General features: G+C 63.3%; 15 protein-coding genes and 1 pseudogene. All 16 read right to left on the reverse strand.

The features are described 5' to 3' along the window. Positions 1–10 precede the first annotated feature (10 nt). The 16 genes and pseudogenes from rbsD to U0004_RS00460 all read right to left on the reverse strand — a co-directional run bounded on the left by rbsD (position 11) and on the right by U0004_RS00460 (position 16912). Positions 11–403, reverse strand: coding sequence for a D-ribose pyranase (gene rbsD, locus U0004_RS00385; RefSeq protein ID WP_070257813.1), 393 nt, complete (start codon positions 401–403; stop codon positions 11–13). 13 nt (positions 404–416) lie between these two features. After that, complete coding sequence (gene rbsK, locus U0004_RS00390; RefSeq protein WP_070257812.1) at positions 417–1325, reverse strand: ribokinase; 909 nt, start codon at positions 1323–1325, stop codon at positions 417–419. Then, the gene (locus tag U0004_RS00395) at positions 1322–2380 is read right to left on the reverse strand and encodes a LacI family DNA-binding transcriptional regulator (RefSeq protein ID WP_070257811.1); all 1059 of its coding nucleotides are present in this window, start codon (positions 2378–2380) and stop codon (positions 1322–1324) included. The genes rbsK and U0004_RS00395 overlap by 4 nt, the downstream gene beginning before the upstream one ends. Before the next feature lie 14 nt (positions 2381–2394). Beyond that, positions 2395–3366, reverse strand: a complete 972-nt coding sequence (locus tag U0004_RS00400; RefSeq protein ID WP_034780885.1) for an ABC transporter permease — start codon at positions 3364–3366, stop codon at positions 2395–2397. A 17-nt stretch (positions 3367–3383) separates the two neighbouring features. Then, positions 3384–4934, reverse strand: a complete 1551-nt coding sequence (locus tag U0004_RS00405; protein WP_070257810.1) for a sugar ABC transporter ATP-binding protein — start codon at positions 4932–4934, stop codon at positions 3384–3386. An 84-nt stretch (positions 4935–5018) separates the two neighbouring features. Then, positions 5019–5978, reverse strand: a complete 960-nt coding sequence (locus U0004_RS00410; RefSeq protein ID WP_070257809.1) for a sugar ABC transporter substrate-binding protein — start codon at positions 5976–5978, stop codon at positions 5019–5021. 208 nt (positions 5979–6186) lie between these two features. Next, positions 6187–7068 carry an EamA family transporter gene (locus U0004_RS00415; protein WP_070257808.1) on the reverse strand — a complete coding sequence of 294 codons (882 nt, stop codon included), beginning with the start codon at positions 7066–7068 and terminating at the stop codon, positions 6187–6189. A 161-nt stretch (positions 7069–7229) separates the two neighbouring features. Next, positions 7230–8309 carry a zinc ribbon domain-containing protein gene (locus tag U0004_RS00420; RefSeq protein ID WP_070257807.1) on the reverse strand — a complete coding sequence of 360 codons (1080 nt, stop codon included), beginning with the start codon at positions 8307–8309 and terminating at the stop codon, positions 7230–7232. An 8-nt stretch (positions 8310–8317) separates the two neighbouring features. After that, positions 8318–9433 carry a zinc ribbon domain-containing protein gene (locus U0004_RS00425; RefSeq protein ID WP_139144209.1) on the reverse strand — a complete coding sequence of 372 codons (1116 nt, stop codon included), beginning with the start codon at positions 9431–9433 and terminating at the stop codon, positions 8318–8320. 66 nt (positions 9434–9499) lie between these two features. Further along, on the reverse strand, positions 9500–10225 hold the full coding sequence (locus U0004_RS00430) for a hypothetical protein (RefSeq protein ID WP_139144208.1): 726 nt from the start codon (positions 10223–10225) through the stop codon (positions 9500–9502). Between the two features lie 49 nt (positions 10226–10274). Next, positions 10275–11039 (reverse strand): hypothetical protein, encoded by a 765-nt coding sequence (locus U0004_RS00435; protein ID WP_139144207.1) that lies wholly within the window; start codon positions 11037–11039, stop codon positions 10275–10277. 168 nt (positions 11040–11207) lie between these two features. Beyond that, a pseudogene (locus tag U0004_RS30075) lies at positions 11208–11312 on the reverse strand (zinc-ribbon domain-containing protein); the annotation flags it as partial. A 291-nt stretch (positions 11313–11603) separates the two neighbouring features. Further along, complete coding sequence (locus U0004_RS00445; RefSeq protein WP_034781012.1) at positions 11604–13865, reverse strand: YgiQ family radical SAM protein; 2262 nt, start codon at positions 13863–13865, stop codon at positions 11604–11606. 281 nt (positions 13866–14146) lie between these two features. Next, on the reverse strand, positions 14147–14425 hold the full coding sequence (locus tag U0004_RS00450; RefSeq protein ID WP_034753883.1) for a DUF4404 family protein: 279 nt from the start codon (positions 14423–14425) through the stop codon (positions 14147–14149). Between the two features lie 11 nt (positions 14426–14436). Further along, positions 14437–14649 (reverse strand): VF530 family protein, encoded by a 213-nt coding sequence (locus U0004_RS00455; RefSeq protein WP_034780902.1) that lies wholly within the window; start codon positions 14647–14649, stop codon positions 14437–14439. A 109-nt stretch (positions 14650–14758) separates the two neighbouring features. Next, positions 14759–16912 carry a M3 family metallopeptidase gene (locus U0004_RS00460; protein WP_070257803.1) on the reverse strand — a complete coding sequence of 718 codons (2154 nt, stop codon included), beginning with the start codon at positions 16910–16912 and terminating at the stop codon, positions 14759–14761. Positions 16913–17031 lie beyond the last annotated feature (119 nt).

Below are 17031 nucleotides of genomic sequence, written 5' to 3' on the forward strand. Positions count from 1 at the left end.
TTTGTTTGCGCTAGAACACGACGCCGGCCACCAAAATCACGTTGGCGTACGGACTGCACTCGCCCGTACGCACGATGGCGCGCGCGCCCTTGCTCAATTGCTTGAACTCGTCGTGCGTCACCTGGCGCGCATCGGGCAAAGCCAGGGCCGCCACCTGCGCCGCCATGGCCGGATTATGCTGCGGCAACTCGCTGGCGAGCAAATGGTATTCCACCTGCATTTCGCTTAATACCGTGTTGACGGTATCGATGAAGCCGGGGATGCCGCGCGTCAGGGCCAGGTCGATCAGGGGCACGCCCGGCTGCGACGGCAGGCCCGCGTCGCCGATGACGAGCATGTCGCCATGGCCCAGCGAAGCGATCAGTTGCGACAGTGAAATATTAAGCAGCGGTGATTTTTTCATGGGCGTGGTGTCGTTAGAACAGCTCGTGCAAGTGGGGGATCGACGTTTGCGCGCCGGGCTTGGTGACGCTCCAGGCGGCCGCGCGCTGGCCTTGCTGGATCGCTTCCGCCTCATCCATGCCGGACGCCAGGCCTGCCACAAAACCACCGATGAAGGTGTCGCCGGCAGCCGTCGTGTCGACGGCTTTCACCACTTCGGCGGGGAACGTGAAATCGCCGCCATACAGGGCCGCGTGCACGCCCTTGGAACCGAGGGTGATGATGACGTTGTCGCTGCCCAGCTTTTGCAGCGCCGCGGCCAGCGCCTTGGCATCCGCGCCTTCCGGGCTGACGCCGGCCAGCATGGCCGCTTCGATTTCATTCGGGATCAGGTAGTCGACCAGTTCCAGCACGCCTTCCGGCAGGCTGGCGGCCGGGGCCGGGTTCAGCACCACGGTCTTGCCCAGCGAACGGGCCAGCTTGATCGCGTGCACGACGGTGGCCATCGGCGTTTCCAGCTGCAGCACGACAATATCCGCCTGTTCGATCAAGCCTTGCGCCGCGTCGATGTGCGCAGGGCTGAGCAGATCGTTGGCGCCGCCAGCGATCACGATGCTGTTCTGGCCGTTGTCGTCCACCAGGATGGAAGCGATGCCGGACGCCACGCCCGGCAAGGTGGTGATGTGGCTATCGATGATGCCGTCGCCCACCAGCGCCGCGCGCAGGGTGGTACCGAACGCGTCGTCGCCCACGCAAGCGACCATGGCCACTTGCTGGGCGCCCGCCACTTTGCCGCTCAGGCGGGCGCAGGCGACGGCCTGGTTGGCGCCCTTGCCGCCAGGAATGGTGCGAAAAGCGCCGCCCGTCAGGGTTTCGCCGGGGAGGGGCATGCGCGGCACGCGCAAGACCAGGTCCATATTGATGCTGCCGATAACCACGATCATGATGTCATTCCCATCAGTTCAGTTGCAGGTGAAGAAGTAGGTGCGGAAGAAGTTACAGCGGCAGCCACGCTGGAGCCGCGCACGTGCAGTTCCGGCGCAATGCTGCGCTGCTGGCGCGGCAAGGCGGGATCGGCGATGCGCGCCAGCAGGCAGGCGGCCGTGATGCGGCCCAGTTCGCGCGTATTTTGCGCCACGCTGGTCAAGGCCGGATGCACGAAGCTGGCCAGGTCGATATCGTCGAAGCCGACGACGGCCAAGTCCACGGGCACGGCAATCCCGCGCTCGGCGGCGGCGCGCAAGGCGCCAAAGGCCATCAAATCATTGCAGCAGAACAAGGCGTCGGGGCGCTGGCCTGGCGGCAGCGCCAGCAAGTCCAGCGCGGCCGCATAGCCGCCCGCACTCGTAAAATCGCCATGGCGGCACAGCGTATCGGCCAGAGCCACGCCCGCCTCCGCCATGGCGCTGCGCACGCCGGCTATGCGGTCATTCGAGATGCTCACTTCGCGGGGACCGGCGATGCAGGCGAGGCGCCGGCGTCCCAGGCCCAGCAGATGGCGCGCGGCAAGGGCACCGCCGGCGCGGTTGTCGACGGCCACGGCATCGATGGACAGGTCGCTGGGCGCGCGGTCGAGCAGCACGGCCGGTACCTTCATCTTGCGCAGCAATTCGCCATCGCTGTCGGCCAGCGCGGACAGAATCAGGCCGTCGCAGCGCTTGGTCAGCAGCACGTTCAGATAGTCGCGCTGCTTGACGGGGTCGTCATCGGAATTGCACAGGATCACGCTGTAGCCGGCCGCGTAGCAACTGTCCTCGATGCCGCGCGCCACTTCCGAGAAATACGGGTTCGTATTATTCGGAATGATCAGGCCGATAGTGCCCGTGCTGCGGCTGCGCAAGGAACGCGCCAGCGCGCTGGGCACGTAATGCAATTGCTCCGCCGCCGCCAGCACGGCGCGGCGCGCCTCGTCGCTGACTGGGCGGGTATTGTTGAGGACGTGCGAGACGGTGGTAAACGACACCCCCGCCGCCTGCGCCACTTGTTTGATGGTTGCCATGGGCGATGTGGCGCTTAGGCGCGTTCGCCGCGGCGGCGGTAGGTGTCGAGCACCACGGCGGCGACGATCACCAGGCCCGTGACGATGCGTTTCACGGGTTCGGACACGCCCACTTGCGCCAGGCCCGCTTCCAGCACGGAAATGATCAGCACGCCGATAAAGGTGCTGATGACGGAACCGCGCCCACCCATCAGGCTCGTGCCGCCGATCACGACGGCGGCGATCACTTGCAATTCCATGCCCACGCCGCCGTTCGGGTCGGCCGCTTCCAGGCGCGACACCTGGAACAGCGCGCCCACGCCGGCCAGAAAGCCCATCAAGGCAAACACCAGTACTTTCGACGGTTTTGTATTGATGCCGGACAAACGCACGGCTTCTTCATTCGTGCCGATGCCGATCCAGTGGCGTCCCAGCACCGTGCGCGTGAGTACCAGGTGGCCGATGACAACGATGGCGATCGAGGCGATGAAAGCGGGCGACAGGCCGAACGCGATCGGCGAGCTGATGCCGTCAACGGCGCTGCCGATGTATTCCGTGCGCGAGTTCGTCACTTGATACGCGAGGCCCCGCGCCATTTCCAGCACGCCCAGCGAGACGATGAACGAGGGAATGCGCCAGCCGACGGAAATCAGGCCCGTGGTGGCGCCGCACAGGGCGGCAACGAACATGCCCAGCAGGGCCGCGCTCCACACGGGCCAGCCCCAATGCACGACGGCCAGCGACAGCACGGAAGCGGCCAGCGCCATCACGGAACCGACCGATAAATCGATGCCGCCGATGATCAGCACGAACGTCATGCCGACGGCCATCACCACCAGGGTGGGGATGTTGTTCGACAGGGTGCTCAAGGTCGCCAGGGTAAAGAAGTTTTCGCTGGCAAACGAGAACAGCACGCACATGGCGACCAGGGCACCGATCAGGCCCGCATAGTTTTTCAGGTCGGCCAGGCTGCGCTGCAGATACGAAGGAGAGGAATTGGTGGTCATGGGAATCTTTCCGGCGATCAGGCCGCAGCTGGAGTGGAAGTGGGGGTCAAATAGCCGGAGAAGGCGGCTGACAGCAGGGCGTCCTGGCTCCAGGCGCCGCGCTCGAAGGTGTCGACGATGCTGCCCGCGCTCATGACGGCGATGCGGTCGCAGATCAGCATCAGTTCGCGCAAGTCGCTCGAGACGATGACGAGGCCCTTGCCCTGGCGCGCCTGTTCGGCCAGCACCTGATAAATATCAAACTTGGCGCCGATATCGATGCCGCGCGTGGGCTCGTCGAACAGCATCACGGGGCAGTCGCGGTACAGCCAACGGGCGATCACCACCTTTTGCTGGTTGCCGCCGGACAGCTCGGCCACCGTTTGCGCGCTGTTGCGCGAGCGGATACCCAGGCGTTGGATATAGTCGTCGGCCACCGATGCTTCGGCCGTATCGTTGAGCCAGCCGGCGCCGCTGACGGTATCGAGCGAGGCCAGGGTCGTGTTGACGGCAATCGACTGGCGCAGCAACAAGCCTTGTCCCTTGCGGTCTTCCGTGATCATGGCGATGCCGGCTTTCACTGCGGCCTGCGGCGAGTGCAAGGCGGCGGGCGTTGCGCTGTCGCCCAGATACACGTCGCCGGCGTCGGCGCGGTCGGCGCCAAAGATCAAGCGCAGCAATTCCGTGCGGCCCGAGCCGATCAGGCCGGCGATGCCAAGGATTTCGCCGGCGCGCAAGTCAAACGAGGTCGGATTGACCACCTTGCCGCGCGCCAGGCCGCGCACGCGCAGCAGCGGCGCGCCGATGGTGCGGCCGCTCAAGTCGACGGCATCGTCGGCCGAGCGGCCCACCATCAGGCTGACCAGGTCGGCGGCGGAGTGGCCCGCGATATCGTCGTCGCACACGAGCTGGCCGTCGCGCAGCACGGCGATGCGGTCGGCCACGCGCTTGAGTTCTTCCAGGCGGTGGGAAATATAGATGATGCACACGCCTTCGGCCTTCAGGCGCTCGATTTGCAGGAACAGCAATTCCACTTCGCGGTGCGTCAGCATGGCCGTCGGCTCATCGAGCACCAGCAGGCGGCAGGCGCCGATCAGATTGCGCGCGATTTCGATCATCTGCTGGTGGCCGATGCCCAGTTCGCCGACCAAAGTCCACGGATCGAGGCCGCCCAGGCCCACTTTTTCCATCTGTTCGCGCGCGTCGCGTTCGAGGCGCGCACGGTCGATGAAGCCGAAACGCTGCGGCAGATTTTTCAGGTACAGGTTTTCCGCGATCGACAGGGTGGGAATCAGATTGAGTTCCTGCATCACCATGCGAATGCCCAGCGCTTCGGCGGCGCCGCGCGAGGCGGGCTGGTAGGGCTTGCCGTCGAGCAACATCGTGCCCGTGGTGGCTTGCTCCAGGCCGCAGATGATCTTCGACAGCGTGCTCTTGCCCGCGCCATTTTCACCCGTCAGCGCCAGCACCTGGCCAGGGGCAAAGCGCAGGCCCACGCCACCGAGGACGGGGCCGACATAGGACTTGCCGATGTTGTCGAGCGTTAACAGGGGAATGGCGGCTGGCGCCGGGGGAATGTCGGTGGGCATGATAAAACTCCGCGGTAGTGGCGGCGGGGCCGGCGCCGCCTACTCGGTGAGTACGCAGGCGCCGACCCCGGCGGGATCAAACGATCAGGACTTGGCGCCCTTGGCGACCAGTTCGACCTTGGTTTCGATGACGCCACCAAGCTCGGCCTGTTTCTTCTTCTGCGCCAGGGCTTTCAGCACGGTCTCGATGCCGAACACGGCTTGCTGCGAACCGAACTGGTCGGCGGTAGCCAGCACGCGGCCATCGGCCAGCATCGGCTTGATGGCGTTGATGTTGTCGTAGCCGACGACGAGCACTTTGCCCGTCTTGCCGGCCGCCTTGATGGCGGAAATGGCGCCGATGGCCATGTTGTCGTTACCGCACAGCAAAGCCTTGATATTCGGATTGGCGTTCAGCATGGCGGCCGCCACCGTATTGGCTGGGGCGATTTCCCACTGGCCCGACTGCACGCTGACAACTTTTGCGCCGGCCGCCGTCATGGCGTCCTGGAAGCCCAGGGTGCGCTGCTGCGCATTGTAGGTGGTGGACACGCCTTCGATGATGCCGACGGGGTCGCCCTTCTTGATCTGCTGGGCCAGGTAATCGCCGACCACCTTGGCGCCCTTGCGGTTGTCCGGGCCGACGAATGGCACGGAAATGCCCTTCTCTTTCAGGGCGCCCGCGTCGAGCTTGTTGTCGATATTGACGACGATGATGCCCGCGTCGATGGCTTTCTTCAGCACCGGCACCAGCGCTTTCGAGTCGGCCGGGGCGATCACCAGCGCGTTGACGCGCGAAACGATCATTTGCTCGACCAGCTTGATCTGGCTCGACGTATCCGTTTCATCCTTGATGCCGTTCGACAGCAAGTCGTACTTGGCGGCATTGGCCTTCTGATGCGCCTTGGCGCCATTTTCCATGGTCAGGAAAAATTCATTGGCGAGCGACTTCATCACCAATGCCACCTTTGGTTTGGCTGGCGTCTGCGCCATCGCCGGCACGGCGGGCAAGGCACACACGAGGACAGCGGCGGCAATCATTTTCAGGCGAATACGGGATGTCATGAGCGTCTCCAGAGTTGTTGGTCAAGCACGTGTACTGCATGCTTTTTAGGAAATTCGTTGCGCGCAAACGTTTGCGCGAAGCGAATAGTGCCTCAATGCCCCATACCAGTGCAAGCAAAACTGTATGTGCGGTGCAGCAAAAAGGCAGCGCCCAGAGGGAAACAAACAGGCCGATGCGATCAGCCTGCCGAAGGGAAATGCGCGGAAGTCAGGACTTTGTTGCGGGACGGGCGCTGGCCCACTGCACGGCCAGCACGCTGGCCAGCACCAGCAGCAAGCCCAGCATCGACCAGCCCGTCATGGCCTGCCCCAGCACGGCCCAGCCCAGCACCACGGCCATCAGGGGACTGAGCAAGCCCAACGAGGACACGGCCACGGGCGACAGCCTGGCGATACCGCGGAACCACAGCGCATACGCCAGCAGGGCGCCGGCCAGGCACAGATAGGCGTAGGCCAATACTTGCTGCAGCGACAAGGCCGGCAGCGGTGCGTCGGCCAGCCAGGCGACAGGCGCCAGCATCAGGCCACCGAGCAGCAATTGCCAGCCCGTCAGCGCCAGCACGGGCAAGTCCGGCTTCCAGCGCCGCGTCAGGTAGGTGCCGGCCGCCATGCAGGCCGTGCCGCCCAGCGCGGCGGCGATGCCGACGGGTTCCCATACCGTGCGCGGCGACAACAATAAAACGCCCATGCCGGCCACGCCCAGCACGCTGGCAAGCAAGGCCAGGCGGGCCGGACGGCGCCCTTCCACACCCCAGGCGAGACCCATCACCAGCAGCGGCTGGATGGCCCCCACCACGGCCGCCAGGCCGCCCGGCAAGCGGTAGGCGGCAACGAACAGCAAGGCCTGGAACACGCCGATATTCAGCGCGGACAGGAGCAGCACGCGAACCCAGTCGCGCCGCGCGGGCAGGCGCCGCATGAGCAGCAGCAACAGCAAGCCGGCCGGCAGCACGCGGATCAGGGCCGCCGTGAAGGGCCGGTCCGGCGGCAGCAGTTCGGACGTGACGATGTACGTGGAACCCCAGATCAGGGGCGCCAGCGCCGTGAGCAGAATGTCGCCCCAGGCGGGACGGGCAGTGGAGGCAGGCATGGACTATCTCGACGTTAAGATAAAGTGAGTGTGGACGCGAACTATCTTGATGTCAAGATAAACCATTCGCTGCGCCGCCGGCTGACAAGCGTAAAAAAGCCCGGCATGGCCGGGCTCTGTGATGGATACAAGGCGGCAAACTGCACCGCCTGGATCGCCGCTTAATCGCGCATGCGCCGCAGGGTCGTCACCCGCATGCCGCCCATGCTGATCTGCGCCGTGCTGCCATCGTCGCTGACGATAATGTCCATGGCCGCCTCGCCCGCGCCTTCCGGCGTGATCGTCACGGTATTGCCCTTGGTGCTGAAGGTGGCCTTGGTCGACGTCCCGTTATTGATCACGCTGTCACTTGTAAATTCCAGAACATTGCCCATCGCCGCCTGCCATTTCCCCACCGCCGGGTGGCCGCCAAAGCGGAACGCGCTCTTCAGCTTGTCCAGCATGCCCGCGCCCTGCCCAGCCGGCGCAGTGCCTATCACACCGGTCATGGCCGCCTGGCTCATCTGCGCTTCGTCGATGACTTGCCACTGCTTGTCGACCAGCGCCAGCGGCAACCGCACTTCCAGGTCGCCATCCGGCAAGCGTTGCAGGATCAGCGCGCGGTCCGCCGACTTGGCGAACCATGCCGCCTCATCGGTCAATGCCAGGGTGGCCTTGGCCATCGCCACGTGCTGTGCGCCCAGGTCGCGCACCTGGTCATAGCCGCTGACCTTGGCCACTTTCACGCCCTTGGCCACGCACAGCTTGTCGCCACGCAAGGCCGCCTTGCCCGGGGCTGCCAGCGCGTAGACAAATTGCGATTGCGCAACCCAGCCACCGCTGCTTTGCTCCACGGGAGCGTTGTACAGTCCGCTACGCACGAGAATATCGAGCCATTGCCGGGTCGAACTGTCATACGAGGCCACGCGGATCTCTTCCTTCTGGTACGGCAAGTTGGTGAGGCACAGCAGCTTGTCGCGCACCGCCTCGTCGGCCGCCAGGTGGGTATCGATGGCGCGGCTGAAACTGCTGGCCGAGGCCGCCTCTGGCGCCAGCAGCCACGCCAGGACGCCACCGGCCACGATGACCACCGCCAGCGCACCGCCGGCAAGGATGAGGTGGCGCCGCTGCACACCAGCCGGCCTGGCGGGCGCGGCGGGCGCCGGCGCGGCTGCTGCGGCGTTCACGGCCTTGCCGCATTCATCGCAGAAGCGCGCGCCGGGGACATGGGCGGTGCCGCATTTGGTGCAGAAGTGAGCCATGGTATGCCTTACTTGAGTTTATGCGCGCATTCGCCGCAGAACACGTCATCGGACGCGACCGGTGCCTTGCAGCTTGGGCATTGCAGGCTGTCAACAGGTGCGGCAGCCGGCGTGGCAGGTGCGGCTGGGGCAGTCGCCTGCTCGGCCAGGGCGCGCGCGCGTTCACGCGCTTCCTCGGCTTTTTTCTTGACCGTCGCCAGACCGTCGTTCAGGCTTGCTTCGGAGGCGCTGAAATCGACATTGCGCGTGGCGTTCAGGTAAATGATGCACACGCCCTTGGTAAAGATCAGGCCAGGCACTACGGCCGCAGCCGCCAGCAGCAAGCCACCGCCCAGACCGGCTGCGATGATGTAGCCGGAACCGCCGCTCAGACCCGAAGCCAGGGAATACATATTCATCTGGCCGCCCAGGCCCAGGATGCCTGCGGACATGCCGCTGGTCAGCGACACGCCGGTACCGAGCACACCAAAGATCAGCAGGGCCACAAACGAGGTGATCAGGAACAGCAGCACTTCCAGCAAAATCACGGACACCAGCTTGGTGCGCACGATCAGGTTCAGACGGGCAATGATCTGGAACACGCTGGCACCCGACCAGGCGGCAGGACCGGCCAGCGGCAGCATCACGTAGAACAGCGCAAACACCAGCACGCCCAGCACGATGGCCGACAGCGGGAAGACAACCGTGTACAGCACGGGGCCGAGCACGGGGATCTTGCAGACGAACAAGATGATGGCGATGGCGATCATGGCCGCCAGCACGATCAGGAATTCAAGGAAGACGACCGCGATCAGGCGGTGGCTCGTGTACAGCGAAACGAGCACGGCATCCACCAGGCTCATGCCCGGCTGGCCTTGCGCATCGCGCATCAGCAGGATGCCCACGGCGTTGGAACCGTAGAACATCACGAGGAAGGCCATCAAGCCGCCGAAAAAGGCCAGCAGCGGACTGCTCATGCCGCCGGCAAGCGTCGCCAGCACGCCACCGACAAGCACGGCGCCGATGAAGGTCAGGGCCAGCAGGGCAATCGCGCGGAAGTTCTTGATGGCATCGGTCGCTTCGATCAGCGAGCCCACGGCGGAGGAAAAGGGAAGAGGGTTATGTGCTTCGGTGGAAGTGGTCATGTAAAGCCTAGTGGAAATGAATCGGGAATGGAGCGGCATGCCGGGCCGCCCCGTGGTACCAAGGTGTTAGTAGGCGAGCGCCAGTTGCAGTTCGCTCGCGGGCGCCTGGCGCTGGACGATCTGCAGCTTGACGTCCTGGCCGCCGACACGCTTGCTATTCAGGTACAGCGCCGTGCGCACCGGGTAAATGCCCTGCGGCACGCCTTCCGGCATGGGAATCGAGAAGCCGCCCTTGTAGGCGCCGCTGCCGTTATTGCTGCTGACGACCTTGCGCACGGTCTTGATCAGCTCGCCATTTGGCTTGTACAGGCTCAATTCCTCTTCCACCAGCGGGTTCGGATCGCGCGTGCCGGCCGCCACTTCGATATACGAATTGGTCTGCGCCTTCTGGCCCGGACGCACGGAAGATGGCGTAAAGCCCGTCTCGTACTTCACCAGGGTCGACTGCTCGGGCAGCTTGCCCTTGTTGGCCACCTTGTAGTCGGTCTGCACCTGCTGCGCCGTCTTGACTTGCTGGCTTTGATAATTCAAGGCCACGCAGGCAAGCGCGCCCAGGCTGGCACCCAGTGCCGCGCCGCGCACGGTGTTGTTGCCGCCGCCCAGCAAGCCGCCCACGACAGCGCCGATGCCGGCCAGCATGGCCGTATTGCATTCGCCGCTGGCCGCTTCCGTGCCTGCGGTGGTGGTATTGCCGGTGGCGCCAGGGCCGCCCGGCGCGGCGCAGCCGGCCAGCATCGAGGACACGACCAGCATCGCCACCATGGGCTTGGCAATTTGTTTCAAGTTTTTCACGTTATTCTCCGGAAAGATCAAAATAGGAATGGAAGGCAAGCAGCGCGGCTTACTCGATCTGGATTTGCGACAGCGCCTTGTCCTGCGCTTCTTTCGCCTTGCGCTTGATATCGAGCGCGTAGCGGTTGCCCGTGTCCATGCGCAACACGGCATTCGCGTTGGCAATGGCACAGTCGTATTTGCGCTGGCTCATGCAATGGCTCGCTTCCGACAGGCTGTCCGTGATGACGCTTTCCAGGCCGGTCGTCTGTTTGACAGGCGCCGGTGGCGGGGTCACCTTGACGGGCTTGGCTGGTTTTTCCACGACGGGTGCCGGTGCCGGCGCTGGCGCCGGAGCAGGTGCGGGAGCTGCCGCTGGCTCAGGCTCAGGCTCCGCAGCAGGTGTCGCGGCAAAATCGGCCGTCGTGGCGCCATCGAGCGCAGGGTCGCTGATGGCCAGCGGCTGCTCGGCGGCAGGCGCAGGGTCTTCCAGCGCGGGCAAGGCTGGAGCGAGTTCGGATGCCGGTGCAGCCGGCTTGCCTGACAAGAAATAGTAAGCGCCAGCACCGCCCAGCAGCACCACCGCGGCGACGGCTGCGGCGATCAGTTTCATGCGGTTGCCGCCCGGTTGGCTGTCAAGCGGCGTGTCGGGAACGCTGTCTGCCACGGGTGCGGGAGTGGCTTCTGGTTCCGGTGCAGGCACGGGATCGGCACGGCGCTTTTCCAGCACGGGCGGTGGCGGCGGCGCGACAGGCGCCGGGATGGAAACGGGAATCGGTTCCGGGACAGCTTCCGCGACCACTTCTGCCACAGGCACGGGCTCAGGAACGAACACACGCACTGGTTCAGGAATCGGCTCAGGAATCGGCGCAGGAATGGGATCAATAATCGGCTCAAAAACCGGTGCCAGCGATGCCACTGGCGCCACGGCAAAGCTGAATGCGCACTTGGGGCAGAACTTGGCATCGGGCTTGCAGTCATGGCCGCATTGGCCACAGGCTTTGCCCGGCAGCGGGACGGCGGCAGGAGCGGCGGCAAACGTCGTGCCGCAGGAAGAGCAGAATTTTGCGCCCGGCTTATTCTCGGCCTGGCAGGAAAGGCATTTCAATTGGCATCTCTTTTCATCTAAACACTGGGTGGCGCGTACGCTGGCGCTTGCCAGAATGGCAGCTTTGTTGCCGTACGGCTAAATATCCAACGAGTATATTTTCAAACACTGAGTTGCCACAAGGGAAAATTGCCTTTTGCTCTATTCATTTTTTAAATATTGGTAAAAATCCTGCTGCCAAGGCTTGCCGCCACGCCATCCCGGGGCGCAGATAGCAAAAAACCCGGCAACGCAGTACGCGTTGCCGGGTTTCGAGAGGATGCCCCAGGTGCCGAGAACAGTGACGCTGGCTTACTTGCGTCCGCCCCGTGCCGGCGCGGGATGGCCGCCCTTGGCTGGCGGCTTGCTACCACGGCCCATCGGCACGGCGGCCGGCTTGGCCTTGGTCTTGATGGTCGACAAGATCGATGGACGCACCTTCGATTCGACGGCGCTCGCCTTCGGTGCGGCGGCCGTGCCGCCCAGGGCGATACGGTTCTTGCCTGGCGTGACCTTGAACTTGTCCGGCGTGCCGGCGCCATGCGTCTGGCGGCTGCGTTCGCCTGCGGCCAGGCCGCCCGATTCCGACGACGTCCAGGCCGGGATCAAATGCTTGTCGCCATTGCCGATCAAGTCGCCACGGCCCATGTTGACCAGTGCTTCGCGCAGGATCGGCCAGTTGGCCGGGTCCTGATAGCGCAGGAAGGCTTTATGCGTGCGGCGGATCTTGCCGCTGCGGGCCGTTTCCACCACTTCCGAGTCTGCCGTCACCTTGCGCAAAGGATTCTTGCGTGTGTGATACATGGTCGTCGCCATGGCCATCGGCGTGGGCATGAAGGTTTGCACCTGGTCCAGCTTGAAATTGTTTTTCTTCAGCCACAGGGCCAAATTCAGCATGTCCGTGTCCGTCGTGCCCGGATGGGCGGCGATAAAGTAAGGGATCAAATACTGCTTCTTGCCCGCTTCCAGGGAGAAACGGTCGAACATTTCCTTGAACTCGTCATACGCGCCGATGCCGGGCTTCATCATCTTCGACAAGGTGCCCTCTTCCGTGTGCTCAGGGGCAATCTTCAGCAAACCGCCGACGTGGTGCGTCACCAGTTCCTTGACGTACTCGGGGGAACGCACGGCCAGGTCGTAGCGCAAGCCCGAGCTGATCAAGACTTTCTTAATGCCGGGAATGGCACGCGCCTTGCGGTACAGGGAAATGAGCTTGCTGTGGTCCGTGCCCAGGTTCACGCAGATGGACGGATACACGCAGGACAGGCGGCGGCACGAGACTTCGATCTCTTTTTCCTTGCACGCCAGGCGATACATATTCGCCGTCGGACCGCCCATATCGGAAATGGTGCCCGTAAAACCTTTGGTTTTATCGCGGATATGCTCGATTTCGCGCAGGATCGACGGTTCCGAACGGCTCTGGATGATGCGGCCTTCATGTTCCGTGATCGAGCAGAAAGTACAGCCGCCGAAGCAGCCGCGCATGATATTGACGGAAAAGCGGATCATTTCCCAGGCGGGGATATGCGCCTTGCCATAGCTCGGGTGCGGCGCGCGCGCATAGTTCATGTCGTACACGCCATCCATCTCGTCCATGGCCAGCGGCAGCGGCGGCGGGTTGAGCCACACGTCGCGTTCGCCGTGCGCCTGCACCATGGCGCGCGCATTGCCGGGATTCGATTCCAGGTGGAACACGCGCGACGCGTGCGCATACATGACGGGGTCGTCCTTGACGACGTCGTAGGCAGGCAGGCGCACGACCGTCTTGTCATGCTTTTCCTTGGCCATGGCCAGGCGCTCTTCGCGGCTCATGATGCGGATCGGCTTGATGACTTCGGCCGATTTCGAGGCATTTTCCGTGGCGCAGGCAGTCTTGTCTTCCTGCACCATCTCGTACGGGCTGTAGTGCGGATCGATCTTGCCGGGCACGTCGACGCGGGTGGAATTGTGCACGCCCCAGTCGTCGCCGGGCAGCCAGCCGGACGGCACCATGAAGGCCGTGCCGCGCAAGTCGCGGATATCCTTGATCGATTCGCCAGCGGCCAGGCGATGGGTCAGGTCGACCAGCGCCCGCTCGGCATTACCAAAGATCAACAAATCAGCCTTGGAATCGGGCAAGACGGAACGGCGGACCTTGTCCGACCAGTAATCGTAATGGGCGATGCGGCGCAGCGACGCTTCGATGCTGCCGATGACCACAGGCACGTCGGGATACGCTTCGCGCGCGCGCTGGGCGTACACGGTGACGGCGCGGTCCGGGCGCTTGTTCGGTTCGGCGTTCGCCGTGTAGGCATCGTCGGAGCGGATCTTGCGGTCGGCCGTGTACTGGTTGACCATGGAATCCATGTTGCCGGCGGTAATGCCGTAGTACAGGCGCGGCTTGCCGAGGATGCGGAAGGCGTCGGCCGACAGCCAGTCCGGCTGGCTGATGATGCCGACGCGGTAACCCTGCGCTTCGAGCAGGCGGCCGACCAGGGCCATGCCGAAACTCGGATGGTCGATATAGGCGTCGCCCGTGACGAGGATGACGTCGCACTGGTCCCAGCCCAGCGCGTCCATCTCGGCACGCGACATCGGCAGGAAAGGCGCCACGGCAGCGCGGGCAGACCGCTTGGGAACGGTCGCAAATAAATTGGTAGGGGAGCTCATAGGGTACGGATTGTACCGGAATTGGCCATTTCCAACCTGACGGCCTGCTTTTTACTGTTGGATTTCAGTACAAAAAACGTTTATTTTTCAATTACTTGGGAGAAAGAGGCCCTTGGGGTCAGACCCGTCGGGGCAACGCGCCCCAGTGGGGCGCATTGCGATCACGTAGCGACGGACCCCGATCAGCGCACAGCGATCGACTCCGATCAAATCCCCATATTCGCGAGAATTTCACCCAATTCGCGTAAGGCCGGCTCCAGTTTCGGATGCTTGACGGCAAACTTGGCCGACAATTCCTGGCTCCGCTCGGCCAGTCCATAGGTGGTCGATTCTTCTTCCTGTTCCTGCGCGGCGCGCTTTTCCATCAGCAACTTGATGTCGACATCGAGTTTTTGCAGCAAACCATGCAGTTCTTCATCGACGGGGCCGCTGGTTTCCAGTGTCGAATGCAGTTGTTGCAGCGATTCCTTGAGTTTGCTATCCATGTTTTTTCCTGTCAGTCAGTAAATTGCGTGTCCAGGTACAGCTGTTCCACCTTGCTCCTGGCCCACGGGGTCTTGCGCAAAAATTTCAGGCTCGACTTGATGCTGGGATCGCTGATGAAGCAATTGATATCGATGTGCTTGGCCAAGCCGTCCCAGCCGTAATGGGCTTGCAGGCGCGTCACGATACCTTCCAGGGTAATGCCATTCAAATCTTGCTGACTCATATACTCTTTCGACTGCCTTCTTATTTACATCTTACTCAATTCTACGCCGCCGGCACGGAAAGCTTGCGTGCGCCATGTCAACGCAACGCAAGCTTCTGATGGGGACGCCTTACTTCGCGTTCAAGCCGCGGCGTTCCAGCAATGGTTCCACGGTGGCATCGCGGCCGCGGAAGTCGCGGAACAGTTGCAGCGCATCGACGCTGCCGCCGCGCGACAGCAATTTGCTGCGGAACCAGTCGCCATTCTTGCGCGTCAGGCCGCCGTTTTCCTTGAACCAGTTGACCGATTCCGCGTCCAGCTTTTCCGACCACAGGTAGGCGTAATACGCTGCCGAGTAGCCGCCGGAGAAGCTGTGCGAGAAGTAGCTGGTGCGGTAGCGCGGCGGCACGGGCGCGTAATCGACGCCTGCATCCTTCAGCGATGCCGCCTCAAAGGCCAACACATCGGTCGGGATCTGGCTCGGCGCCAGCTGGTGCCAGCGCTGGTCCAGCAGGGCCGCCGACAGGTATTCCGTCGTCATGAAACCCTGGTTGAATTTCTTTGCCGCCGTGACCTTGTCGAGCAATTCCTGCGGCATCGCCGCGCCGCTCTGGTAGTGCTTGGCATAGTTTTGCAGCACTTCCGGCCAGACGGCCCACATTTCATTGACTTGCGATGGATACTCGACGAAGTCGCTCGGCACGCTGGTGCCGGCAAAGCGCGGGTATTTCACGTTCGAAAACATGCCGTGCAGCGCATGGCCGAATTCGTGGAACATGGTCGTCACTTCATCGAACGTCAGCAAGGTCGGCTGGCCGGCGGGCGGCTTCGGAATGTTCAATTGGTTGGCCACCACCGGATGCGTGCCCATCAACGACGATTGCGACACGTATTCATTCATCCACGCGCCGCCATGCTTGTTGCCGCGTGCATAGAAGTCGGCGATGAACAGGGCCAGCGGCTTGCCGTTGGCGTCGAGCACATCGTAGACGCGCACGTCCGGGTTATACACCGGTAGATCAGTGCGTTGCTTGAAGCTGATGCCGTAGAGTTTATTGGCGGCAAAGAAGACGCCATTGTTCAGCACGCTGTTCAATTCCAGGTACGGTTTCAGCTCGTTTTCATCGAAATTGAAACGTTGCTTGCGCAGCTTGTCCGTGTAGATGGCCCAATCGGCGGCCGCCACCTGGAAGCCGCCCTTCTCGGCATCGACCACTTGCTGCAGGTCGGCCGCTTCGCGGCGCGCGTTGGCAACGGCCGGTTTCGCCAATTCCGACAGCAGGGTGTTGACGGCCGTGGTCGTCTTGGCCGTCTGGTCTTCCAGCGAGTAGGCGGCGTAATTGGCGTAACCGAGCAGGGTGGCCCGTTCGGCGCGCAATTTGGCCAGCTTCAGCACGATGGCGCGGTTGTCGAACTCGCCGCCCTGGCTGCCGCGGTTCAGCGACGCATCCATCAGGCGCTGGCGCGTCTTGCGATCCGTCAATACGGCCAGCGGCGGCTGGCCGCTGGTATTGACGAGGGCGATGACGAACTTGCCCGTCAAGCCGCGCTCCTTGGCTGCCGAGGCGGCCGTATCGATATCGCTGTCCGTCATGCCGGCCAGCTCAAGACGCGTGTCGACGACGATGCTCTTGGCATTCGTTTCCTTCAGCACGTTTTGCGCGAAGGCAGTTTCCAGGCCCGCCTGCTCGGCGTTGTAGGCTTTCAATTTTTCCTTGTCCGCATCGGACAGCTTGGCGCCGGCGCGCACGAAATCCGTGTGGTAGCGTTCCAGCAAGCGCAGGGATTCGGCGTCGAGGCCCAGCTTGTCGCGCTTGGCGTACAGGGTGTCGATGCGGGTAAACAGTTTCGGATTCAGGGTGATCGCATCGGCGTGCGCGGCCAGCTTCGGCGACACGTCCACTTCCACCGCTTCCAGCACGCTGTTCGTGTTGGTGGAAGTCATGTTGCTGAAGATGCTTTGCACGCGGTGCAGCAGCTGCCCCGTGCGCTCGAGGGCCACGATGGTGTTTTCAAACGTGGGCGCCTGGCGGTTGCTGGCAATCGCGTTGACTTCGGCCAACTGGCGTTTCATGCCTTCGGCAAACGCCGGCGCATAATGCGCATCCTTGATCAAGCCGAACTGCGGCATCTGGAATGGCAGCGGGCTGGCTTTGAGCAGGGGGTTCTGGGCGCTGACGGCAGCGGCGGGCGCGGATTTTGCGGTGGTGGCAGCCATGGCGGACGGAGCGGCGTGGGCCAGCATGACGCTGGCGGCGATGACGAGCAGTTGTGGACGGATCATGACATCTTTCAGGAAGCGCGGGGAAGAACCGCGATCGCGTCGCGGGCCAGTGGCAGATCATAGCAGCCTGTCACACAGGCGTCATCCAACATGGGCGATCCTGTGGTGTATCACGCCAA

Source organism: Janthinobacterium lividum, from assembly GCF_034424625.1.
Lineage (GTDB): Bacteria > Pseudomonadota > Gammaproteobacteria > Burkholderiales > Burkholderiaceae_D > Janthinobacterium > Janthinobacterium lividum.